We start from the raw sequence: 15,693 nt of genomic DNA on the forward strand, positions 1-15,693 counted from the left end.
AGCGATGGCACCGCAGGGTGACTACTGGTCCAAACGGACACGATCACACGCGAGCGGATCGTGGTGCGAGAGGGGGGACTTGAACCCCCACGGGGGTGACCCACCAGATCCTAAGTCTGGCGCGTCTGCCAGTTCCGCCACTCTCGCATGCATCGAGTACTACAATTCCCTTCCGTCGGTCCACGTCAATCCACCAGCCGCGGCGCCCATACATCTCTACAAGTCGTGTTACTGAGTCCTGCGGCATCAGGCGTCGCTAAGAGGCGGGTTGGTGAGCCGTGTAGGGATCGAACCTACGACCCGCTGATTAAGAGTCAGCTGCTCTACCAGCTGAGCTAACGGCCCACGAAACTGGACAATGGCGCGCCTGGAGGGAATTGAACCCCCGACACATGGCTCCGGAGGCCATTGCTCTATCCGCTGAGCTACAGGCGCAGGACCCAGCACCGCGCGGGCGGCTGCGGGCTTTCGCGCCAACCGGCACCCCGCTCCACCATACGCCCTTGAAAAGCGCGCGTATTCTACCGGAGCCCTCGGCGGTTTGTCAAAATCATCGATCGTCGGCCACCAAGTCAGCAGCATCGTCTCCTGAGCCGCACACGGCAGCCTGTGGTCTCGCGTGTTCAGATTCCGCGGTCGATCTGCCGGAATCGAGAGACGTTGGTGGTGGGTCCCGAGACCGCAGTGGGCTCAGTATCCCGCACGAAAATCTCGATCTTCGCCGACTGGCCCGGCGCGGCCAGCCCGCCGGTTTCGGGGTCCACCTTCGCGAACACGATGCCGTCCGGAATCGGGAACGCTTGAACCGGAAGCTGGGTGAACGCTTCCTTCATGAAGGTGATCCAGATCGGCAGGGCCACGGAGGCGCCGGCTTCACGGTCCCCCAGCGAACGGCGGTCGTCGAACCCGACCCACACACCGACCGCCAGGTTCGGCGCGTACCCGACAAACCACGCATCACCAAACTCGTTCGTCGTCCCGGTCTTACCGGCCACCGGCCGACCCAGCACGCGAGCGCGAATTCCGGTTCCGGACTGGACCACGTCTTCAAGCATGTTGGTGACGATATAGGCCGTCTCGCGGGACACCACCGCGGCCGGGGCCGGCTCGTAGTAGGCCAGCACCGTGCCCCCGTGATCGGTGACGGATCGCAACCCGACCGGCTCCACACGGTGCCCTTCCGCGGCAAACACGCCCAGCGCGGACGTCAGCTCCAACAATCCGACGCTCGAAGAACCCAACGCCAGCGACAGGTCCTTCGTCAACGGGCTCGTGATGCCGAGACGGCGCGCGAAGTCGACCGTCGACTGGATGCCCACTTGTTCCAGCAGCTTGACTGTCGCCACGTTCCGAGAGTGAATGAGTGCATCACGCATCGAGATCGGCCCGTAAAAGCGATCTTCATAATTGGTGGGCTTCCAGACGCGCTGGAGGACGGGATCATCGTACATCACCGGCGAATCCACCAGGATCGATGACGGCGTCCACCCTTTGTCGATCGCGGCGGCATAGATGAACGGCTTAAATGCCGAGCCGGGTTGTCGACGAGCCGACACCGCGCGGTTGAACTCGCTCCGCTTGAAGTCGTAGCCGCCCACCATGGCACGAATGGCCCCGGTTCTGGGGTCGACCGCAATCAGCGCCCCCTCTACCAGCGGCTCCTGTTCCAGGGCGAGCGAAAACGCGCCGTTGGATTCCCGTCGTTTGACGCGAACCAAGATGCGGTCTCCCGCCGCGAGAATCTTGTTCAAGGGCGCCTGTGGGCGCAGCTCGGCCGTGACAAAATCCGGCGGCCGTAAGCGTTTGCGCGCCCATGCGCCGTCCTCGATCGCCAACACGCCCGACCCGCCCGTCGCCAGGTCGACAACAGCCTGCTGCGGCCCCACCTTCGCGACCACTCCCTCCACGATGTCGCCCGGCTTGGGCGGCGGCGCGGTCAGGCGTCCGCCGGAGGAACCCGTCTCGGCCTCCGGCGTCTCCCCGCTGCGCCCCAAGGGCCCTCGGTAACCTTGGCGTTTGTCGATGGCCCGGAGTCCGTCCCGAAGCGCGTCCACCGCGGCCTTCTGCATATCGACGTTGAGCGTGGTGTAGACGTTGAGGCCCCCCTTGTAGACCATCTCCTCACCGTACGTCGCGGTCAGTTGTTGGCGAAGGTACTCCAGAAAGTACGGGGCGATGGCTTCCTGCGGTTGGTATTTGGCAAAGTACAGGTCCTGCTCGTACACGTCGCGAAATTCCTGGTCGGTCAGGAACCCTTCGTCGAGCATTCGCTTGAGCACGACGCCTTGGCGCTGTTTCGCGCGGTCGGGACTGAAGTACGGGGAATAGTTGTTGGGGGCTTTGGGCAACCCCGCGACAAACGCCATTTCAGCCAGCGTCAACTCGCCGACGTCTTTTGCGAAGTAGGTGCGGGAAGCGGCCTGGACGCCATAGGCTCCGTGGCCGAAATAAATCTGGTTGAGATACATCTCCAGGATTTCGTCTTTCGACAGCAGTCGCTCGATCTTGAGCGCCAGGAGGATCTCTTTGGCCTTGCGACTCAGAGTTTTCTCTTGGGTAAGGAACAATGACCGTGCCAGTTGCTGCGTAATCGTACTTGCGCCTTCGCGCAACTGCATCGAGACCAGGTCCACCACCACGGCCTTGATGATCCGGATCATGTCCAGGCCCTCGTGCTGATAGAACCGTGAGTCTTCCACCGCGATCACGGCGTTGATCAGCCCCTTGGGGATTCTGGCCAGTGGGGTGAGCACTCGCTTTTCGACAAAGAACTGCCCAATCTGGCGGTTGTCGTCCGCATACACCCGCGTGACGAGACTGGGCTGGTAGGATCGCAGCGCGCCGATGTCGGGGAGGTTGCGCGAGAGCGCCCAGACTGCTGCACCCCCCGCCACGGCTGCCACCAGGATCAGGACACCCGCGGCCATCACCCACGGTGCGAGGCCCCTCCACGTTCGCCGCAATCGATCGATGTTCACGTCCGACTCAGTGTGCCAAACGGCGATCCAGATTCCGATACTGGATCGCCTCCGCGACGTGGCCCGGCAACACGCGCTCCTGCTCAGCAAGGTCCGCGATCGTCCGGGCAACTTTGAGAATCCGGTGGTAGGCGCGCGCGGAAAGCCCCAGACGAGCCATGGCGTGCTCGATCAGGCGACGCGACTCGGGGCCGATTTCGCAGTACCGCTTCAACAGGCGGGGACGCAACTGGGCGTTGCAGAACAGGCCGTCACTCCTGTACCGATCTTGCTGCCGGGCCCGCGCGTTAGCGACCCGGGTGCGCACCGCGGCCGAGTCTTCGCGCACGCGATCACTGGCGAGGTCTCCGAACGGCACGGCCGGCACTTCAAGGTGCAAGTCGATTCGATCCAACAACGGCCCGGACACTCGCGTGCGATATCGCTGGATCTGGGTCGGCGTGCAGGCACACGGGTGGGCGCGGTCCGAGAAATACCCGCAGGGGCACGGGTTCATGGCCGCCACCAACATGAACCCTGCGGGATACGTCACGGAGGCCGATGAGCGGGCGATCGTCACTTTGCCGTGTTCCAGCGGCTGGCGCAGCACTTCGAGCACATTGCGTTTGAACTCCGGGAGTTCGTCGAGGAACAAGACGCCGTGGTGAGCCAGACTGACCTCCCCTGGCTTGGGAACTTGGCCGCCGCCGATCAACCCGGCGTCTGAAATCGTGTGATGGGGGGCTTGAAACGGGCGCCCGGACAGAAGCGGGGTCTCGGGTGACAACAGGCCCATGACGCTGTGGATCTTTGTACACTCAAGGGCCTCATCGAGGCTCATCCGCGGCAGAATCGCCCCCAACGCCCTGGCCAGCATCGTTTTGCCGGACCCGGGAGGCCCGACCATCAGGACATTGTGCCCTCCCGCCGCAGCGACCTCCAACGCGCGTTTGGCATGCTCTTGGCCCTTCACGTCGGCGAAGTCGTCGGCGTCGGCGAGGGAGCGGGGCGGTGACGCCCCGGTCTCGGCGGGACGGAGCGGCTGCCGACCCTCCAGAAACTCGATCACCTGGGGCAACGTGCTGACGCCGTATACCGGGAGGCCGTCCACGATAGCCGCTTCGCGTGCATTGTCCTGAGGAAGGATCATCCCCCGAAGACCCGCTTTCTTGGCTGCTAACGCCATGGGAAGGGCGCCACGAACCGGACGAATCTGCCCATCCAACGAGAGCTCGCCGACGAACGCATAGGGGGCGACCCGATGGGGCGCGAGCGCCTCTTCCGCCACGAGAATGCCCACGGCCATGGCGAGATCGAACGCCGAACCCTCCTTCTTGACGTCGGCCGGTGCCAGGTTGACCGTGATCCGCTTGATGGGAAAGTTCAGGCCGGTATTTTTCATCGCGGCGCGCACGCGGTCCTTGGCTTCTTTGACCGCCAGATCGGGCAACCCCACGATGGAAAACATCGGCAGTCCCTGTGCGATGTCCACCTCCACATCCACCAGGTACCCGTCGAGGCCAAACACCGCGCTGCTCTGCACCTTCGCCAGCATCGACGTCCTTCGAGCAGTGGATCGCCAACACACACGGTCAGGTAGGACCGCCCCGCGCAGACTGCTGCGTGAGGCGAGGGAGTGTACCACAGGAAACCGAAATTTGGCAGACAGGAGGAACGAGGGGTTCAGCGGCCTTGGACCCCGACCGTGGTCCCAACCTGGGTGTTCTGTGTCTGGGTGGTGTCGTTCGCGCCCAACGCCGACTCTACCGTAAAGCTGCCTTCCACCGGGCGAGAGGTCTTGGCGTCGTGGTCGATCAACGTCACGCTGAACTGCAGGGCGCCCAACTCCGGGATCGTAAGCGGCACACGAACCTCCCAACGCCCCTGGGTCGCGCCCTCGATCCCGGGCGCCAGCACCCCGAGATCGAACTCGTTGTAGCTTTGCCGCCCGGACGTGGGACCGTTGATATCCACGATCAGTGTCTCCAGCCGGTTGGCGAAGCGGAAGACCACCGTCACATCGACGGTGACCAAATACTGCGTCGGTTCTCCCGACGGCGTCATCAGCGCCGGGGTGCTGTACTGCTCCAACCCCACAAAAGTCAACTCGGGGACGCTGTCGTCGAGCGCCGTCGGATCAGTCGGCGTGCCACATCCTGCGGCCAGGATGGTCGCTGCCAACACGCCCAGGCCCTGTAAAACAGCCCCCGGAAGACCGCCGTGACGCACGAAACCACTCTAAACCACACGAGGGAGCGGAGTAAAGTGGCGCACCGAACCGCTGGGCTTGGGGCCTTCTCAACTGCATCGCTAACAAGGACTAACGGACTAGATGTACGGGCAGAAGTCTCCCTGCAGCGTGCCGATCGGGTGGGCCACCGGGGTCTGGCTGAGCGCCGCCGAGCCGTCTTCAAAACCCAGTTCCAACGCGCGGTTGATCTGGAGTTTCTTGTGAAAGTCCATGAATCCCAGGCCCAGGGTTTTGGACGGCGTAATCACGGTGAGGTCCACGAACTTGTAGCCGCTGCCTTGTGCCGTCAGATTGATGCGACGAGCCAACTCGATGTCGACGAGCAGATTCGAGCGCTGGGCCAGGTTCATCACCTGAATGGCCCACTCCAGGTTGTTGCGCGCGGCCCGTCGATGATCATCGGGATGGTCGCACACCACGGCATAGATACGTTCGGCGCCGGCCGAAATGGCCGGCTTCAACGGCCAGACCGTTGCCCCTAGATCAACGTATTCTTGTCCGTTCATCTCGACCGGCGGAAACACGAGCGGAATCGAGGTACTCGCCAGCAGCGCACGGTGCAAATCCGGAAAGTGGTTGTCGAATCGCTCGACCCGGTGCAGGGTTTGGTTGTAGCAGGTCACGATCAGCGTGCGGGAACTGGATCGAATCTTGTCGAGCCTCACGTTCTCGCGAATCAGGCGCGCAAGGGGCTCGGAACTGTACGCAGGATACCGATAGGGACGAATGAACGACAGAAAGAACTGCACCCGCGATCGCAGCCCGTAGACGTGGGACGGCGTCAGATGCCGCCAGATCTCGGCGAGCCGCGCCTCTTCACCCGCGACCACCATTGCGGCCACCAGAGCGCCGACCGAGGTCCCGGACACGATCTCCGGACAAACTCCGTGCTGGGCGAACGCAAGCGCGACGCCCGCATTATATGCGCCGCGGGCTCCGCCGCCGGAGAAAACAATCGCAGTCTTCGAAGGAATCGCGCCCACCGTGCCGTTCGCCACTTAAAACGTACCGTCGCGCCAACCGCTTGTCAACGCCCGGCGGGACGATCACAGCGGGCGGACCTCCGCCTACACGTTCACCGCACGGCTCTCGGTGGTGGCTTGTCCGGCCACGCTGGCTGATGCCGAACTCCTCACCAGCGTCACCGTCAGTCCGTCGACCACAACCACTGAACTCTGGCCCCCCAGGCTGTCCTGCACCACCAAGCCATTGCTGGGATCCTCACGCCATTCGTCGTCGATCACGAATTTATATTGGTAGCTGCCTGGCGCGAGGAACACGAACTTTTTCCAGACGCCCCCCTCTTCCTTCAGGCTCAACACGTCGCGATCGGGCACCCAGCTGTTGAAGTCTCCCGCCAGCTTGACGTCGTGTGCGCCCAACGCCCGGATCGAAAACAACACGCCGGACTTGGACTGCGGGCCCAATGCCACCGCTGCGTCCGCTGCGCGGGGCTTGGTCTTCTCCGAGGCGATCACCTCCCGAGCCAACGCCATATAATCTTTGAATCCGGCCGAATCCGGCGCATACTCGGTGATCGGAAGCCCCAAGCTCACGGCCTCTCGAAGCTTGTCGTTCAGGTTGATCGTCGTGGCCATCGTGATCGGAGCGAACCGCTCCCTGATCTTCGTGAGCACTTCTTTCGCGTAACCGGCGCGGCGGTCGAATTTGGTCGGAAGGATCCGCACCGCGATCTCATGGCCAATCTTTTCGCTGATCAGCTTAATCGTTTCGGACAGCTTCACGACCCCTTGGAGGGAAAAGAAGCTGGTCTCAACCGGGACAATCGCCTCCTGGCAAGCGATGAGCGCGTTGAACGTCAGCAAGCCAACGCTGGGCGGGCAGTCGATCAGGATGTAATCGAACCCATCAGCCAGCGTGGCAATCCGCGCGGCGAGCTGACGCTCTCGTTCCGGGGTACCTGCCAGAAACTGTTCGATTGCGCTGAGCGCGATGTTCGATGGGGCCAGCGACAAGTTGGGCAGAATCTGCCTGACCACGTCCTCAAGGGGAGTTTCGCCGATCAACACCTCGTACATTCCGCGTTCGGCTTCCTCCGGTTTGATGCTCAACCCCAACGTCGCATGGGCCTGGGGATCAAGGTCAATGAGCAAGACACTGCGCGATTGCGCGGCAAGGCACGCCGCCAGATTGATGGCCGTGGTCGTCTTTCCACACCCACCCTTTTGGTTCACGATTGCCATCACACGCATGGTCCAGCCTCCCTGGTGGCAAGCGGCCCTCTCCGGAGCCGCATCACACAAACCCTCGCATCACCCGTCGCTAAATAGCACATAGCTCTACTAATTTGTGTCTCTGCTCTCACCTCCTTCCCCTTGATCCCCGACTCTCTCGCCGTCATAACTCGTCAATAATGCGTTATATTTTCTATACTGATCTAACAGGTACAGGTTCGTAACACAGCAGACTAGCGTTGTCAAGAATAAAAGTAACTAACTTGAGATTTGTGCTGATCGAAATCCACGGGGACTCGGACGGTTAGACTGTTTGGGAAGAACGAGAGAGAACGCGCTAGACCGGGTGCGGCGAGGGAAGTCGATCGACCTCAAACCCGAGATCCTGGACCATCGCCACCGCGTCGGCGGCGGACTGACCACCGGTTGTCAGGTAACCGTTGATGAAGAGCGAATTCCCGGGATACAACGCCAGCGGCTGCAGACTGCGCAGGTTGACCTCCCGCCCGCCCGCAACGCGAATCTCGGTTTTCGGCAGCAGGAAACGGAACAGGCAGAGGATCTTGAGGCACCGCCAGGGGGTCAAGACATGCGTCTCTGCGAGCGGAGTTCCGGGAATCGGGTTCAGGAAGTTGACCGGGACAGAATCGACGCGCAACGCGCGCAACGCACGCGCCACGTCCACCAGGTCCTGATCGCTCTCGCCCATTCCTGCCAAGACACCGCTGCAGGTGGAGAGCCCCGCGGTTTGCACTGCTTCGACCGTAGCCACGCGGTCCGCATAGGCATGGGTGGAACAGATCGCTGCGTAGTGTCGCTCACTGGTATTCAGGTTGTGATTCACCCGATCAACGCCGACCTGCTTGAGGCGTTGCGCCTTGTCGCGATCCAGCAATCCAAGAGAACAACAGACCTCGATCGGCACCGAGGTTTTGATCGCTTGTACCGCACGGGTTACGTCGTCCAGCTCGTGATCCGTGGCGCCTCGACCGCTGATAACGATACAGAAGCGATGGGCCCCTGATTGATAGGCTCGTCTCGCGGCGTCGCGAATTTCTCCGGCGGACCTGAGAGGATAGCGCTCGATGTCCGAGGTAGCGACCGAGGACTGCGAACAATACCCGCAGTCTTCAGGACAGAGACCGCTTTTGGCGTTCATGAGCACATGAAACTGCACGCGCCGGCCGAAGGTCGCTTTGCGCACACGGAACGCGGCGTCCAACATGTTGGGGAGATCGTCAAGCGGGGCTGCGAGCAGTTGAAGGCCCTCTTCTTCAGTCAGAACTGCTCCGCCCAATGAGCGCTCTGCAATGCGTTCGTAGTCCATCCCTGGCCCCTCTGAAGCGAAACGTGCGGGCAAGCTATACCCCTTTTGGAGTTTTTTTTCAACACAATCTTAGGGTTATAGCCTATCCGGTTAGCGCCCTACGAATATCCGATGGATCTCACTGGTTTTTATCGGTGTGAGGAGCCCGAATCTGATCGGTCTTGGGGTGGGTGCCTGCCTCCTTGCGGCATGCGGAGCAGGGCTACCGCCCGAAGAGGACTCGGGGGCGCAGGCCGCGGGTCCACTAGGGTGCGAATCAGTCGGCCAAGGGATTGATTTTCCAATTGATAACAACGCGGGAACGATTTTCTGGGCCGCAGATCCTCGGATCAATCCAGCGGATGCTACGGTCCAGTCTCAGATCAAGTTCTTGTTCGATATCCCCCAGGGTCAGTTGCCCACCGGGGTGTCCTCGGCCCGAATACGGATCAGCCCGGTTCGCAACAACCTTCTCCCGGCTGGGGGCCATGTTGATACCGCCTTTGAGATCAGCGCCATCGAACCGACCGACTTGACGGGTTTTACCGGAACTGGGGATGTAACCCTGAGGCTGACCGTGCGGTACGATCCGGTCGCGTGCGAGATCCCGGCCGAGACCGAGCCGAACCTCGTGCTCGGGCGCTTTACCGCCAGCGGAGCATGGCAAGAGGTGTGTGGGGATCCCGCGAACGTCGGGTTGGCGATCAGCGAGGTCTCGTGTTCGGACGGCGACCTCAGCTTCGGGATCTTCGGCGTCATCCCGAAGCCCGGGGTGACCCTGGAGGACCCGACACCGCCTGTCTTTCCTCAAGGTAGTTTGTCGCTGACCCTCCGCAGTCGCTGTGACACCTGCCCGGTCCCATCCATCGAACTCGAATGGGGTCCGGCGTCCGATGGCAGCGGCAGTGGGATCCTCGGTTACTGGATCTACGTGGACGGGGTCCGGAACACATTTACGTCGGATATCGCGACCAACCCCGTGCGCTTCACCCTCCAGTCGTCTGGAACCACGTTGGACACCACGCAGGAGCACCTCTACCAGGTTCAGGCCGTCGACAACGCCGGGAACGTTTCGACCCTGTTCGGCGCCCTGCGGACTTAACGCGGCGCGAGGTGTTGCGTTCGCGACGATCCGTTCGCTACCATACAGCCTGACAACCTGACTTCATTGACCGTGCGCCCCCTCCGGCCGGCGTCATGCGACCAGCGATCGTGAGCACCGCGACCCCATCCAACGTGACGACCTGGTCCAGGATCCTGAGACGGGGCTCCGCACAGCGGCTGACCGCCGAGGCGCTGCTCGGCGCGGCCGCGTTCCTCATGGTCGTCGCGTCGCCCGGGTACGCCGAGTCCGACGCGGAGCGCCACGCCCGGGCGCTCAAGCAGGCGATCGTTGCATTTGCCGCGTCCGCGCTCACCTTGCGCGAGGCTCCGGTATCTCCTCCGGCCCACCTCGAGATGTTGTTCGGGGTTCAGAGCCGCGGCGAGCCGGTTCACGCACACCACCTTCCTGGTTGGCTCAAGGTTTCGCTGGATGGGCTGCCGGCGGTCGAACACGCCTATACTGATCGAGAGTGGCATGCGCTTGCCGATGGTGGTCTCCACCTGCTTCTGACCGCGCCCAACACGTCGGGATCACGCACCCTCACGGTCCACTTTAAGGGCATCGACCGGAACGGGAAACCCTACCTGCGAACCAAGACGTTTTCCTTCGAGGCGTCTCGCCCCTCGGACCACCGTGTGCTGTGGTTCCGCGCCGCAGCGAACGAAGAGCCGAGTCTCTCGCTCGACACGCTCGGCGAATCGCTGCTGCGATCGCCGACGACCGGGCAGCCGACGGATGAACCGTTCTATCGAATCGGCCTGTTCGAATCTGCCTCCGGAAGTCACGCCACGGCCGCCGCCTATTTTCTGGCCGCGCTCGAGCCCAGGGTCTCCGGCGCTCATCAAACCGAGGCCCGCCTTCGCTTGGCGGAATCGTACGCCGAAGTCGGCGCACCCGAGGAGGCCGAAGCGCTCCTTGAACAGGTCGCGACCGAAAACACGGATCCCGTGGTGCGCGCGCGGGCCTGGCTGTTCGTCGAACGGATCGCGGCGCGTGAGGGTCGTCACCGCCGGGTGCTCGAGGCCCATGCGCGCATCGGCCCGGCGCTCCCGCCCGAGCTCGCTGGCGAAGCGCATACGCTGGCTGGACTCAGCGCGCTGGCCCTGCGCGCGTACCCGCAGGCAGGGGGGCTCTTTCGTGCGGTGCCGAAGTCGAGTCCGGACGCTCCGTTGGCGCTGTTCGGACAAGCCCAAGCGCTTGCGGGCCAAGGTGACGCCTACACGGCCGGGACCTTGTTTGCCAAGCTCGGCGACACGCGCGCCCTGTTCAACCCGGTGCAATCGCGGGTCACCGAATACGCGCACGCCGCGTTGGGGTTACAGCTGGTCGCACAGGGGCGATACGAAGAAGCCGTCGCTCAGCTTGGACGCGTGCCGTCCGATCATCCGTTGTCGGAGTCCACGCTGTTCGCCATCGGCTGGTGCCTGCGGGAAACCGGTGAACACGTCAAGGCCATCGCGGTGTTTGACGATCTCTTGGCCCGCGCACCCGGCGGGCGTTACGCGCACGAAGCCCGACTCGCCACGGCCGCCTCCTATGCCGACCTCCGCGCCACCACTCGCTCCGTCGCCGCGTACCGCGCGGCCTTGGACGCGTTGACCGCGTCCAGCGCCGCGCTCGATCAGTGGAACGCCGTCGTGCGCGATCCGGTGTGGGACCCGTTGGCTCAAGATCAGTCCGCCGTGCCCGCTGACGCCCGCACCATGGTGCTGGAGGATCCCGCGATTGTCCGGGCGGTGGCGCGGTATCGCTGGCTGGTTCGGTTTGGACAGGAATTGCGGCGCGCCCTGGACCGATTTCCGGGGTTTTTGGCGGCCCCCCAAGGCCCAGCCACGTTGGGAAGCCGCCTTCAGACGGTTGACGGATCGCACCTGATCAGCCGGGGACAGGACCTGATTGCTCGGCTCGATGTCGTAAAGAAGGAGTCTCGCGACGCCCTGTCGATGCTGATCACCCAAACCCTGGCCCGCGAACAGGAGCGGCTCGAAGAGTGGTCGGTTGCCGCCAGCCTGGGGATCGCACGTAACCTCCGCGACGATGTCAGCGGGGAGGTCCTGACCCTTGAGTAGCGGTTCACGTTGTCCCCAACGCTACTGGTCGGTATTGGCCGTGGGTGCCCTGGCGTTGACGCTCGGCCTGCCGGCTCAGGGACAGTCGGCCCAGGACCAGCCGATCGTGATCGATCCCGCCAAGCGCCGGGCCATCACACAAGAAGTGCTGTCGAGCCAACGAGATCCGCGAGGGAGAGAGCAGAAGCTGGAAGCGCTCCGGGCGTATGAGCGGTTCGTGATGGAGGATTTGGTGGGGCGATCCGCGCTGCGCGCGGAGGCCATGCACAACTTGGGCGATCTGTACTCCGAGATCGAAACCGCGACCGAGCGCACCGCGCGTGGGCGGAGCAGCAGCGTGCCCAGCCCTTCGCGTGCCAAGTCGATCGCGGTCTACGAGCGGCTGCTGGCGCTCTACCCCGGTCGCGCCGAAAACGACGGGGCCCTGTATCAATTGGCACGAGCGTATTGGGAGACCGGGCGGTTGGATGACGCCGCAGCACGCCTGCGCCGAATTCTCACGGAACACTCCAAGAGCGCGTACGCCTCCGAAGCCGCCTTTCGACTGGGGCTTCGCGCCTTTTCGGTTCGCGACTTCTCCGGCGCGGCCGACCTGTTCGCAAAGGCCGCGCGCGGACACGATCCCGAGCTCGTGGCAGCGGCCCGGTTCCACCTGGGGTGGACGCTCCTCAACCTTCAGGAATATCGCTCGGCCGCCGACGCCTTTGCGTCGATCCTCGACACCGCGGCCACCAAACGCCGGGCAACCCCGAACAGCTTCACCCTGTCCGAATTTCCCGAGGCCGAAGCCACGTTCCTGTCCGAGGTCGTGAAAGCGTTGCTGCTTGCGTTCGACTACTTGGGCGGGCCCGACGCCATGGCCGCCTATTTCAAGGCGGGTGAGCGGCGCCCCTACGAAGAGACTCTTTACCGAACGCTCGGCGGGCTTTATCAAGAGCAGGACCGCACCGCCGACGAGGTCGCGGCGTATGAGACGTTTCTAACCGTGGCACCGCTGCACCGAGAGGCGCCGCGGTTTCAGGTTGCGGTCGCCGAGACGTACGCGCGCGCGAAGCGCCAAGCCGCGGTGATCCAGGCGCGTGAGCGGCTCGCGGAGCGATATGGTTCCGGTACCCCCTGGGCCCGCGCCAATCCCGAGGCCGCCAAACAGGTGGCCCAACCGCTCGTCAAAGACGCGCTCTACCAGCTGGCGCTCTATGAACACGCCCAGGCCCAGAACACGCGGCGGGTTGCCGCGTGGGAGAAAGCCGTGGGGCGCCACGATCGCTTCCTCGCGTCGTTTCCCAGGGACGTGAACGCCGCGCGGGTGACGTGGCTGCGCGGCGAAGCCTTGTTCGAACTCCAGCGATATGCCGAGGCAGCCGACGCGTACCAGCGCAGCGCGTACGACTACCCCCTGCACGCTCAGACACGGGAAGCGGCGTACGCCGCGGTCGCGGCCAGGGAGCGTCTTATCCCCGCCGACGGCGCCGTAGCGCCGGACGCCGCAGAACGCCTCGCGGCCACGGCGTCGCGGTTCGTCGAAACCTTCCCGGACGACGGGCGCAATCCAGACCTCCTCATGAAAGCGGCTCAGTCCGCGGAGCGCGCGAATCGAACCGACTTGGCCGACTCGCTGGCGCGCCGGCTCGTCGAGCGCTACCCCACGAGTCGGTGGGCCGCGCCGGCGCAACGGATTATCGGGCAGTCTCTGTACGACAAGGGCCGGTTCCTGGAGGCAGAACAAACCTTTCGCCGCGCCCGCACCGACGCCGCGGACTCAGAGATGGCCGCGTTGAACGCGCTCGCCGCCTCCGCGTTGTACCAACGCGCCACCCAGGACCGACGCGACGGCCGCACCGTGGACGCCCTCAACGAATTTATCCGGGTCGCATCGGATTACCCGTCCACGTCGTTGGCCCCCTCCGCGTTGGCCGAAGCGGCACAGATCAGCGACACGTCCGGTCGGTCCACGGATGCCGCGGCACTGCGACGGCGCCTCGTGGACACGTACCCCAACAGTGCCGAGGCACCGGCCGCTCTCCGGATGCTCGCCGGAGCGGCCGAAGCATCCGGCGACCTGGCGGGCGCCATCGAATGGTACGAGCGCCTGGCGGCCCGCAGTGAGCCCGCCGCGCGGGACGAGTTGGCCTGGACGGTCGCGGCGCTCGCCGAACGGGCGTCCGATTGGAAGCGCGCCGAGTCGACCCTTGGCGCTTTGGCCGCACGGTCGGATCTGCCGGCCGCTCAAACGGTCGAAGCAGGGTTTCGCGCCGCGGACGCCGCTGCGCGGCAGGGCCGAGGAGCCGCCGGCGCGGGCTTCCGCGAGGCAGCCCTTGCGCGGTACCGCACGTGGCGAACCCAGGACCCGGCTCGCGAGCTCACGAGGGCCGACGTCCTGGCGGCGCAGGCACTCGTGGAATTGGGCGATCAACGCGCAGCCGCGTGCGCGGCGATCCACTTGCGCGAACCCCTCGAACGGACGTTGTCCGACAAACGCGCGGCGCTCGACGCGTCCCTGGACGCCTATACCGAAGCGGTCACGGTGCGGGTGCCGGAAACCACGACCGCGGCCACCCATAAAATCGGCACGGCGTTGGATGAGTTTTTCCAGGCACTCCTGGCCTCCGAACGCCCGAGCGGACTGACCGACGAGCAACGCGAACAATACACGTTTCTGCTCGAGGAACAGGCCGCCCCGTTCGAAGAGCGTGCGGTCAGCGCCTACGAGGCCAACGTCCGACGCGCGCAGGAACTCGGCCTGTACGACGGCTGGATCGCCAAGAGCTACGAGCGACTGGCCGCGCTGAGACCTGTTCGGTACCACCGACCCGAGGCTCCCGAGTTGGTGCACAGCGATTGGGATCGCGCGCCATGACCCGGTGGATCATGCGGGCGCTCTTCGCGGCCGGCTGCGTGCTGCTGCCGGCGTGCAGCGGGTCCGCGGTACGTCCGGACCCGCCGGCGGACGCGCCCCGGGCGCCCGATGCGCAGGCGCTCTTCGCCCGCGCGTTGGCCGCTCAGCAGGCCGGCGAACGCGATCGAGCGGAAGCGTTGTGGAAACAGGTGATCGCGGCCGCTCCTGAGCACGCCGCCCCGCATACCAATCTCGGCATCGTGTACCGCACGAGCGGACGACTGGAGGACGCGATTCACGAGTACGAGACCGCCATCCGGCTCGACCCCGCCGATGCGGTGACGTATCACAATCTCGGCCTGGCCCAGCGCGCCCGCGGGGCCTGGACCGATGCGGAGCGAGCCTACCTCCGCGCCCTGGAGCTGCGCCCGCAACAGGTCGAGACGCATTATAATCTGGCCATTTTGTACGAACTCTTCCTCGATCGACCGGAGGATGCGTTGACGGAGTATCGCGCGGTACTGTCGCTCGGCGGTCCTGAGGCGGACGCGGTGGGGCAGTGGATTCGAACCCTTGAGCGGCGGCTCGCGCTGCGCGAACCGGCCGTTTCGGGAGCGCCGTGACCCCGCATACGCTCATTACGGTGATCGCGACCGCCGGCCTGATCACCACGGCCGCGCTCACGCCCGCGCTGGCGGCCCCGTCGGGTCAGGCTCCACCGGCCGCCCAGGCGCCGGTCACCCGCGATCAGCCCGCGTCCAAGACCAAAACCAAGCCCCGCCGCGTCATCATCTTCGGGACCACCATCGTCGGGGACGTCCTGAAACCCCCGATCGAGAAAACGGTTCCCTGGCAGCGTCCCGCCGCGTTTCAATCCAACGCCGCCCCGCTCGCCCACGACTTTCTGACCGAACTATTGACGCCGCTCGACCGTGATGCGATTCTTCAGGACGCTGGAGACCACGCGCGTTGAA

At 64.4% G+C, this 15,693-nt stretch carries 11 protein-coding genes and 3 tRNA genes; 5 read left to right on the plus strand and 9 right to left on the minus strand.

Annotated elements, in window-relative coordinates; genetic code table 11:
* Nucleotides 1-61: 61 nt before the first annotated feature.
* The 9 genes from AB1451_05560 to bioB form a co-directional block, all read right to left on the minus strand.
* Nucleotides 62-147: transfer RNA gene (locus AB1451_05560), tRNA-Leu, on the minus strand.
* 122 nt (nucleotides 148-269) lie between these two features.
* Nucleotides 270-345, minus strand: a tRNA-Lys gene (locus tag AB1451_05565).
* A 14-nt stretch (nucleotides 346-359) separates the two neighbouring features.
* Nucleotides 360-435: transfer RNA gene (locus AB1451_05570), tRNA-Arg, on the minus strand.
* 188 nt (nucleotides 436-623) lie between these two features.
* Nucleotides 624-2,978 (minus strand): PBP1A family penicillin-binding protein, encoded by a 2,355-nt coding sequence (locus tag AB1451_05575; protein MEW6682380.1) that lies wholly within the window; start codon nucleotides 2,976-2,978, stop codon nucleotides 624-626.
* Nucleotides 2,979-2,985: 7 nt separating this feature from the next.
* Nucleotides 2,986-4,512 carry a YifB family Mg chelatase-like AAA ATPase gene (locus AB1451_05580; protein MEW6682381.1) on the minus strand — a complete coding sequence of 509 codons (1,527 nt, stop codon included), beginning with the start codon at nucleotides 4,510-4,512 and terminating at the stop codon, nucleotides 2,986-2,988.
* Between the two features lie 128 nt (nucleotides 4,513-4,640).
* Nucleotides 4,641-5,141 (minus strand): hypothetical protein, encoded by a 501-nt coding sequence (locus tag AB1451_05585; protein MEW6682382.1) that lies wholly within the window; start codon nucleotides 5,139-5,141, stop codon nucleotides 4,641-4,643.
* A 144-nt stretch (nucleotides 5,142-5,285) separates the two neighbouring features.
* Nucleotides 5,286-6,206 (minus strand): patatin-like phospholipase family protein, encoded by a 921-nt coding sequence (locus AB1451_05590; protein MEW6682383.1) that lies wholly within the window; start codon nucleotides 6,204-6,206, stop codon nucleotides 5,286-5,288.
* A gap of 69 nt (nucleotides 6,207-6,275) precedes the next feature.
* A complete protein-coding gene (locus AB1451_05595; protein ID MEW6682384.1) occupies nucleotides 6,276-7,421 on the minus strand; it encodes an AAA family ATPase in 1,146 nt (381 codons plus the stop codon).
* 319 nt (nucleotides 7,422-7,740) lie between these two features.
* Nucleotides 7,741-8,730: a biotin synthase BioB gene (bioB, locus tag AB1451_05600; protein MEW6682385.1), complete on the minus strand. Its 990-nt coding sequence runs from the start codon at nucleotides 8,728-8,730 to the stop codon at nucleotides 7,741-7,743.
* A gap of 370 nt (nucleotides 8,731-9,100) precedes the next feature.
* Between bioB and AB1451_05605 the strand changes: the two genes are divergently transcribed.
* The 5 genes from AB1451_05605 (at nucleotide 9,101) to AB1451_05625 (ending at nucleotide 15,692) form a co-directional block, all read left to right on the plus strand.
* The gene (locus tag AB1451_05605) at nucleotides 9,101-9,811 is read left to right on the plus strand and encodes a hypothetical protein (protein MEW6682386.1); all 711 of its coding nucleotides are present in this window, start codon (nucleotides 9,101-9,103) and stop codon (nucleotides 9,809-9,811) included.
* Nucleotides 9,812-9,921: 110 nt separating this feature from the next.
* Entirely contained in the window at nucleotides 9,922-11,883 is a 1,962-nt protein-coding gene (locus AB1451_05610) for a tetratricopeptide repeat protein (protein MEW6682387.1), read from the plus strand.
* On the plus strand, nucleotides 11,876-14,740 hold the full coding sequence (locus AB1451_05615; protein MEW6682388.1) for a tetratricopeptide repeat protein: 2,865 nt from the start codon (nucleotides 11,876-11,878) through the stop codon (nucleotides 14,738-14,740). The genes AB1451_05610 and AB1451_05615 overlap by 8 nt, the downstream gene beginning before the upstream one ends.
* Nucleotides 14,737-15,342 (plus strand): tetratricopeptide repeat protein, encoded by a 606-nt coding sequence (locus AB1451_05620; protein ID MEW6682389.1) that lies wholly within the window; start codon nucleotides 14,737-14,739, stop codon nucleotides 15,340-15,342. The genes AB1451_05615 and AB1451_05620 overlap by 4 nt, the downstream gene beginning before the upstream one ends.
* Nucleotides 15,339-15,692 (plus strand): hypothetical protein, encoded by a 354-nt coding sequence (locus AB1451_05625; GenBank protein MEW6682390.1) that lies wholly within the window; start codon nucleotides 15,339-15,341, stop codon nucleotides 15,690-15,692. Before AB1451_05620 ends, AB1451_05625 begins: the two co-directional genes overlap by 4 nt.
* Nucleotide 15,693 lies beyond the last annotated feature (1 nt).

The organism is Nitrospirota bacterium (assembly GCA_040757335.1).
Classification (GTDB): Bacteria; Nitrospirota; Nitrospiria; order 2-01-FULL-66-17; family 2-01-FULL-66-17; genus JBFLXB01.

Excerpts from the sequence above, each read along its gene's own strand:
- AB1451_05580 (MEW6682381.1), bottom strand. The coding sequence starts at position 4,512 with ATGCTGGCGAAGGTGCAGAGCAGCGCGGTGTTTGGCCTCGACGGGTAC.
- AB1451_05595 (MEW6682384.1), bottom strand. The coding sequence starts at position 7,421 with ATGCGTGTGATGGCAATCGTGAACCAAAAGGGTGGGTGTGGAAAGACG.
- bioB (MEW6682385.1), bottom strand. The coding sequence starts at position 8,730 with ATGGACTACGAACGCATTGCAGAGCGCTCATTGGGCGGAGCAGTTCTG.
- AB1451_05620 (MEW6682389.1), top strand. The coding sequence starts at position 14,737 with ATGACCCGGTGGATCATGCGGGCGCTCTTCGCGGCCGGCTGCGTGCTG.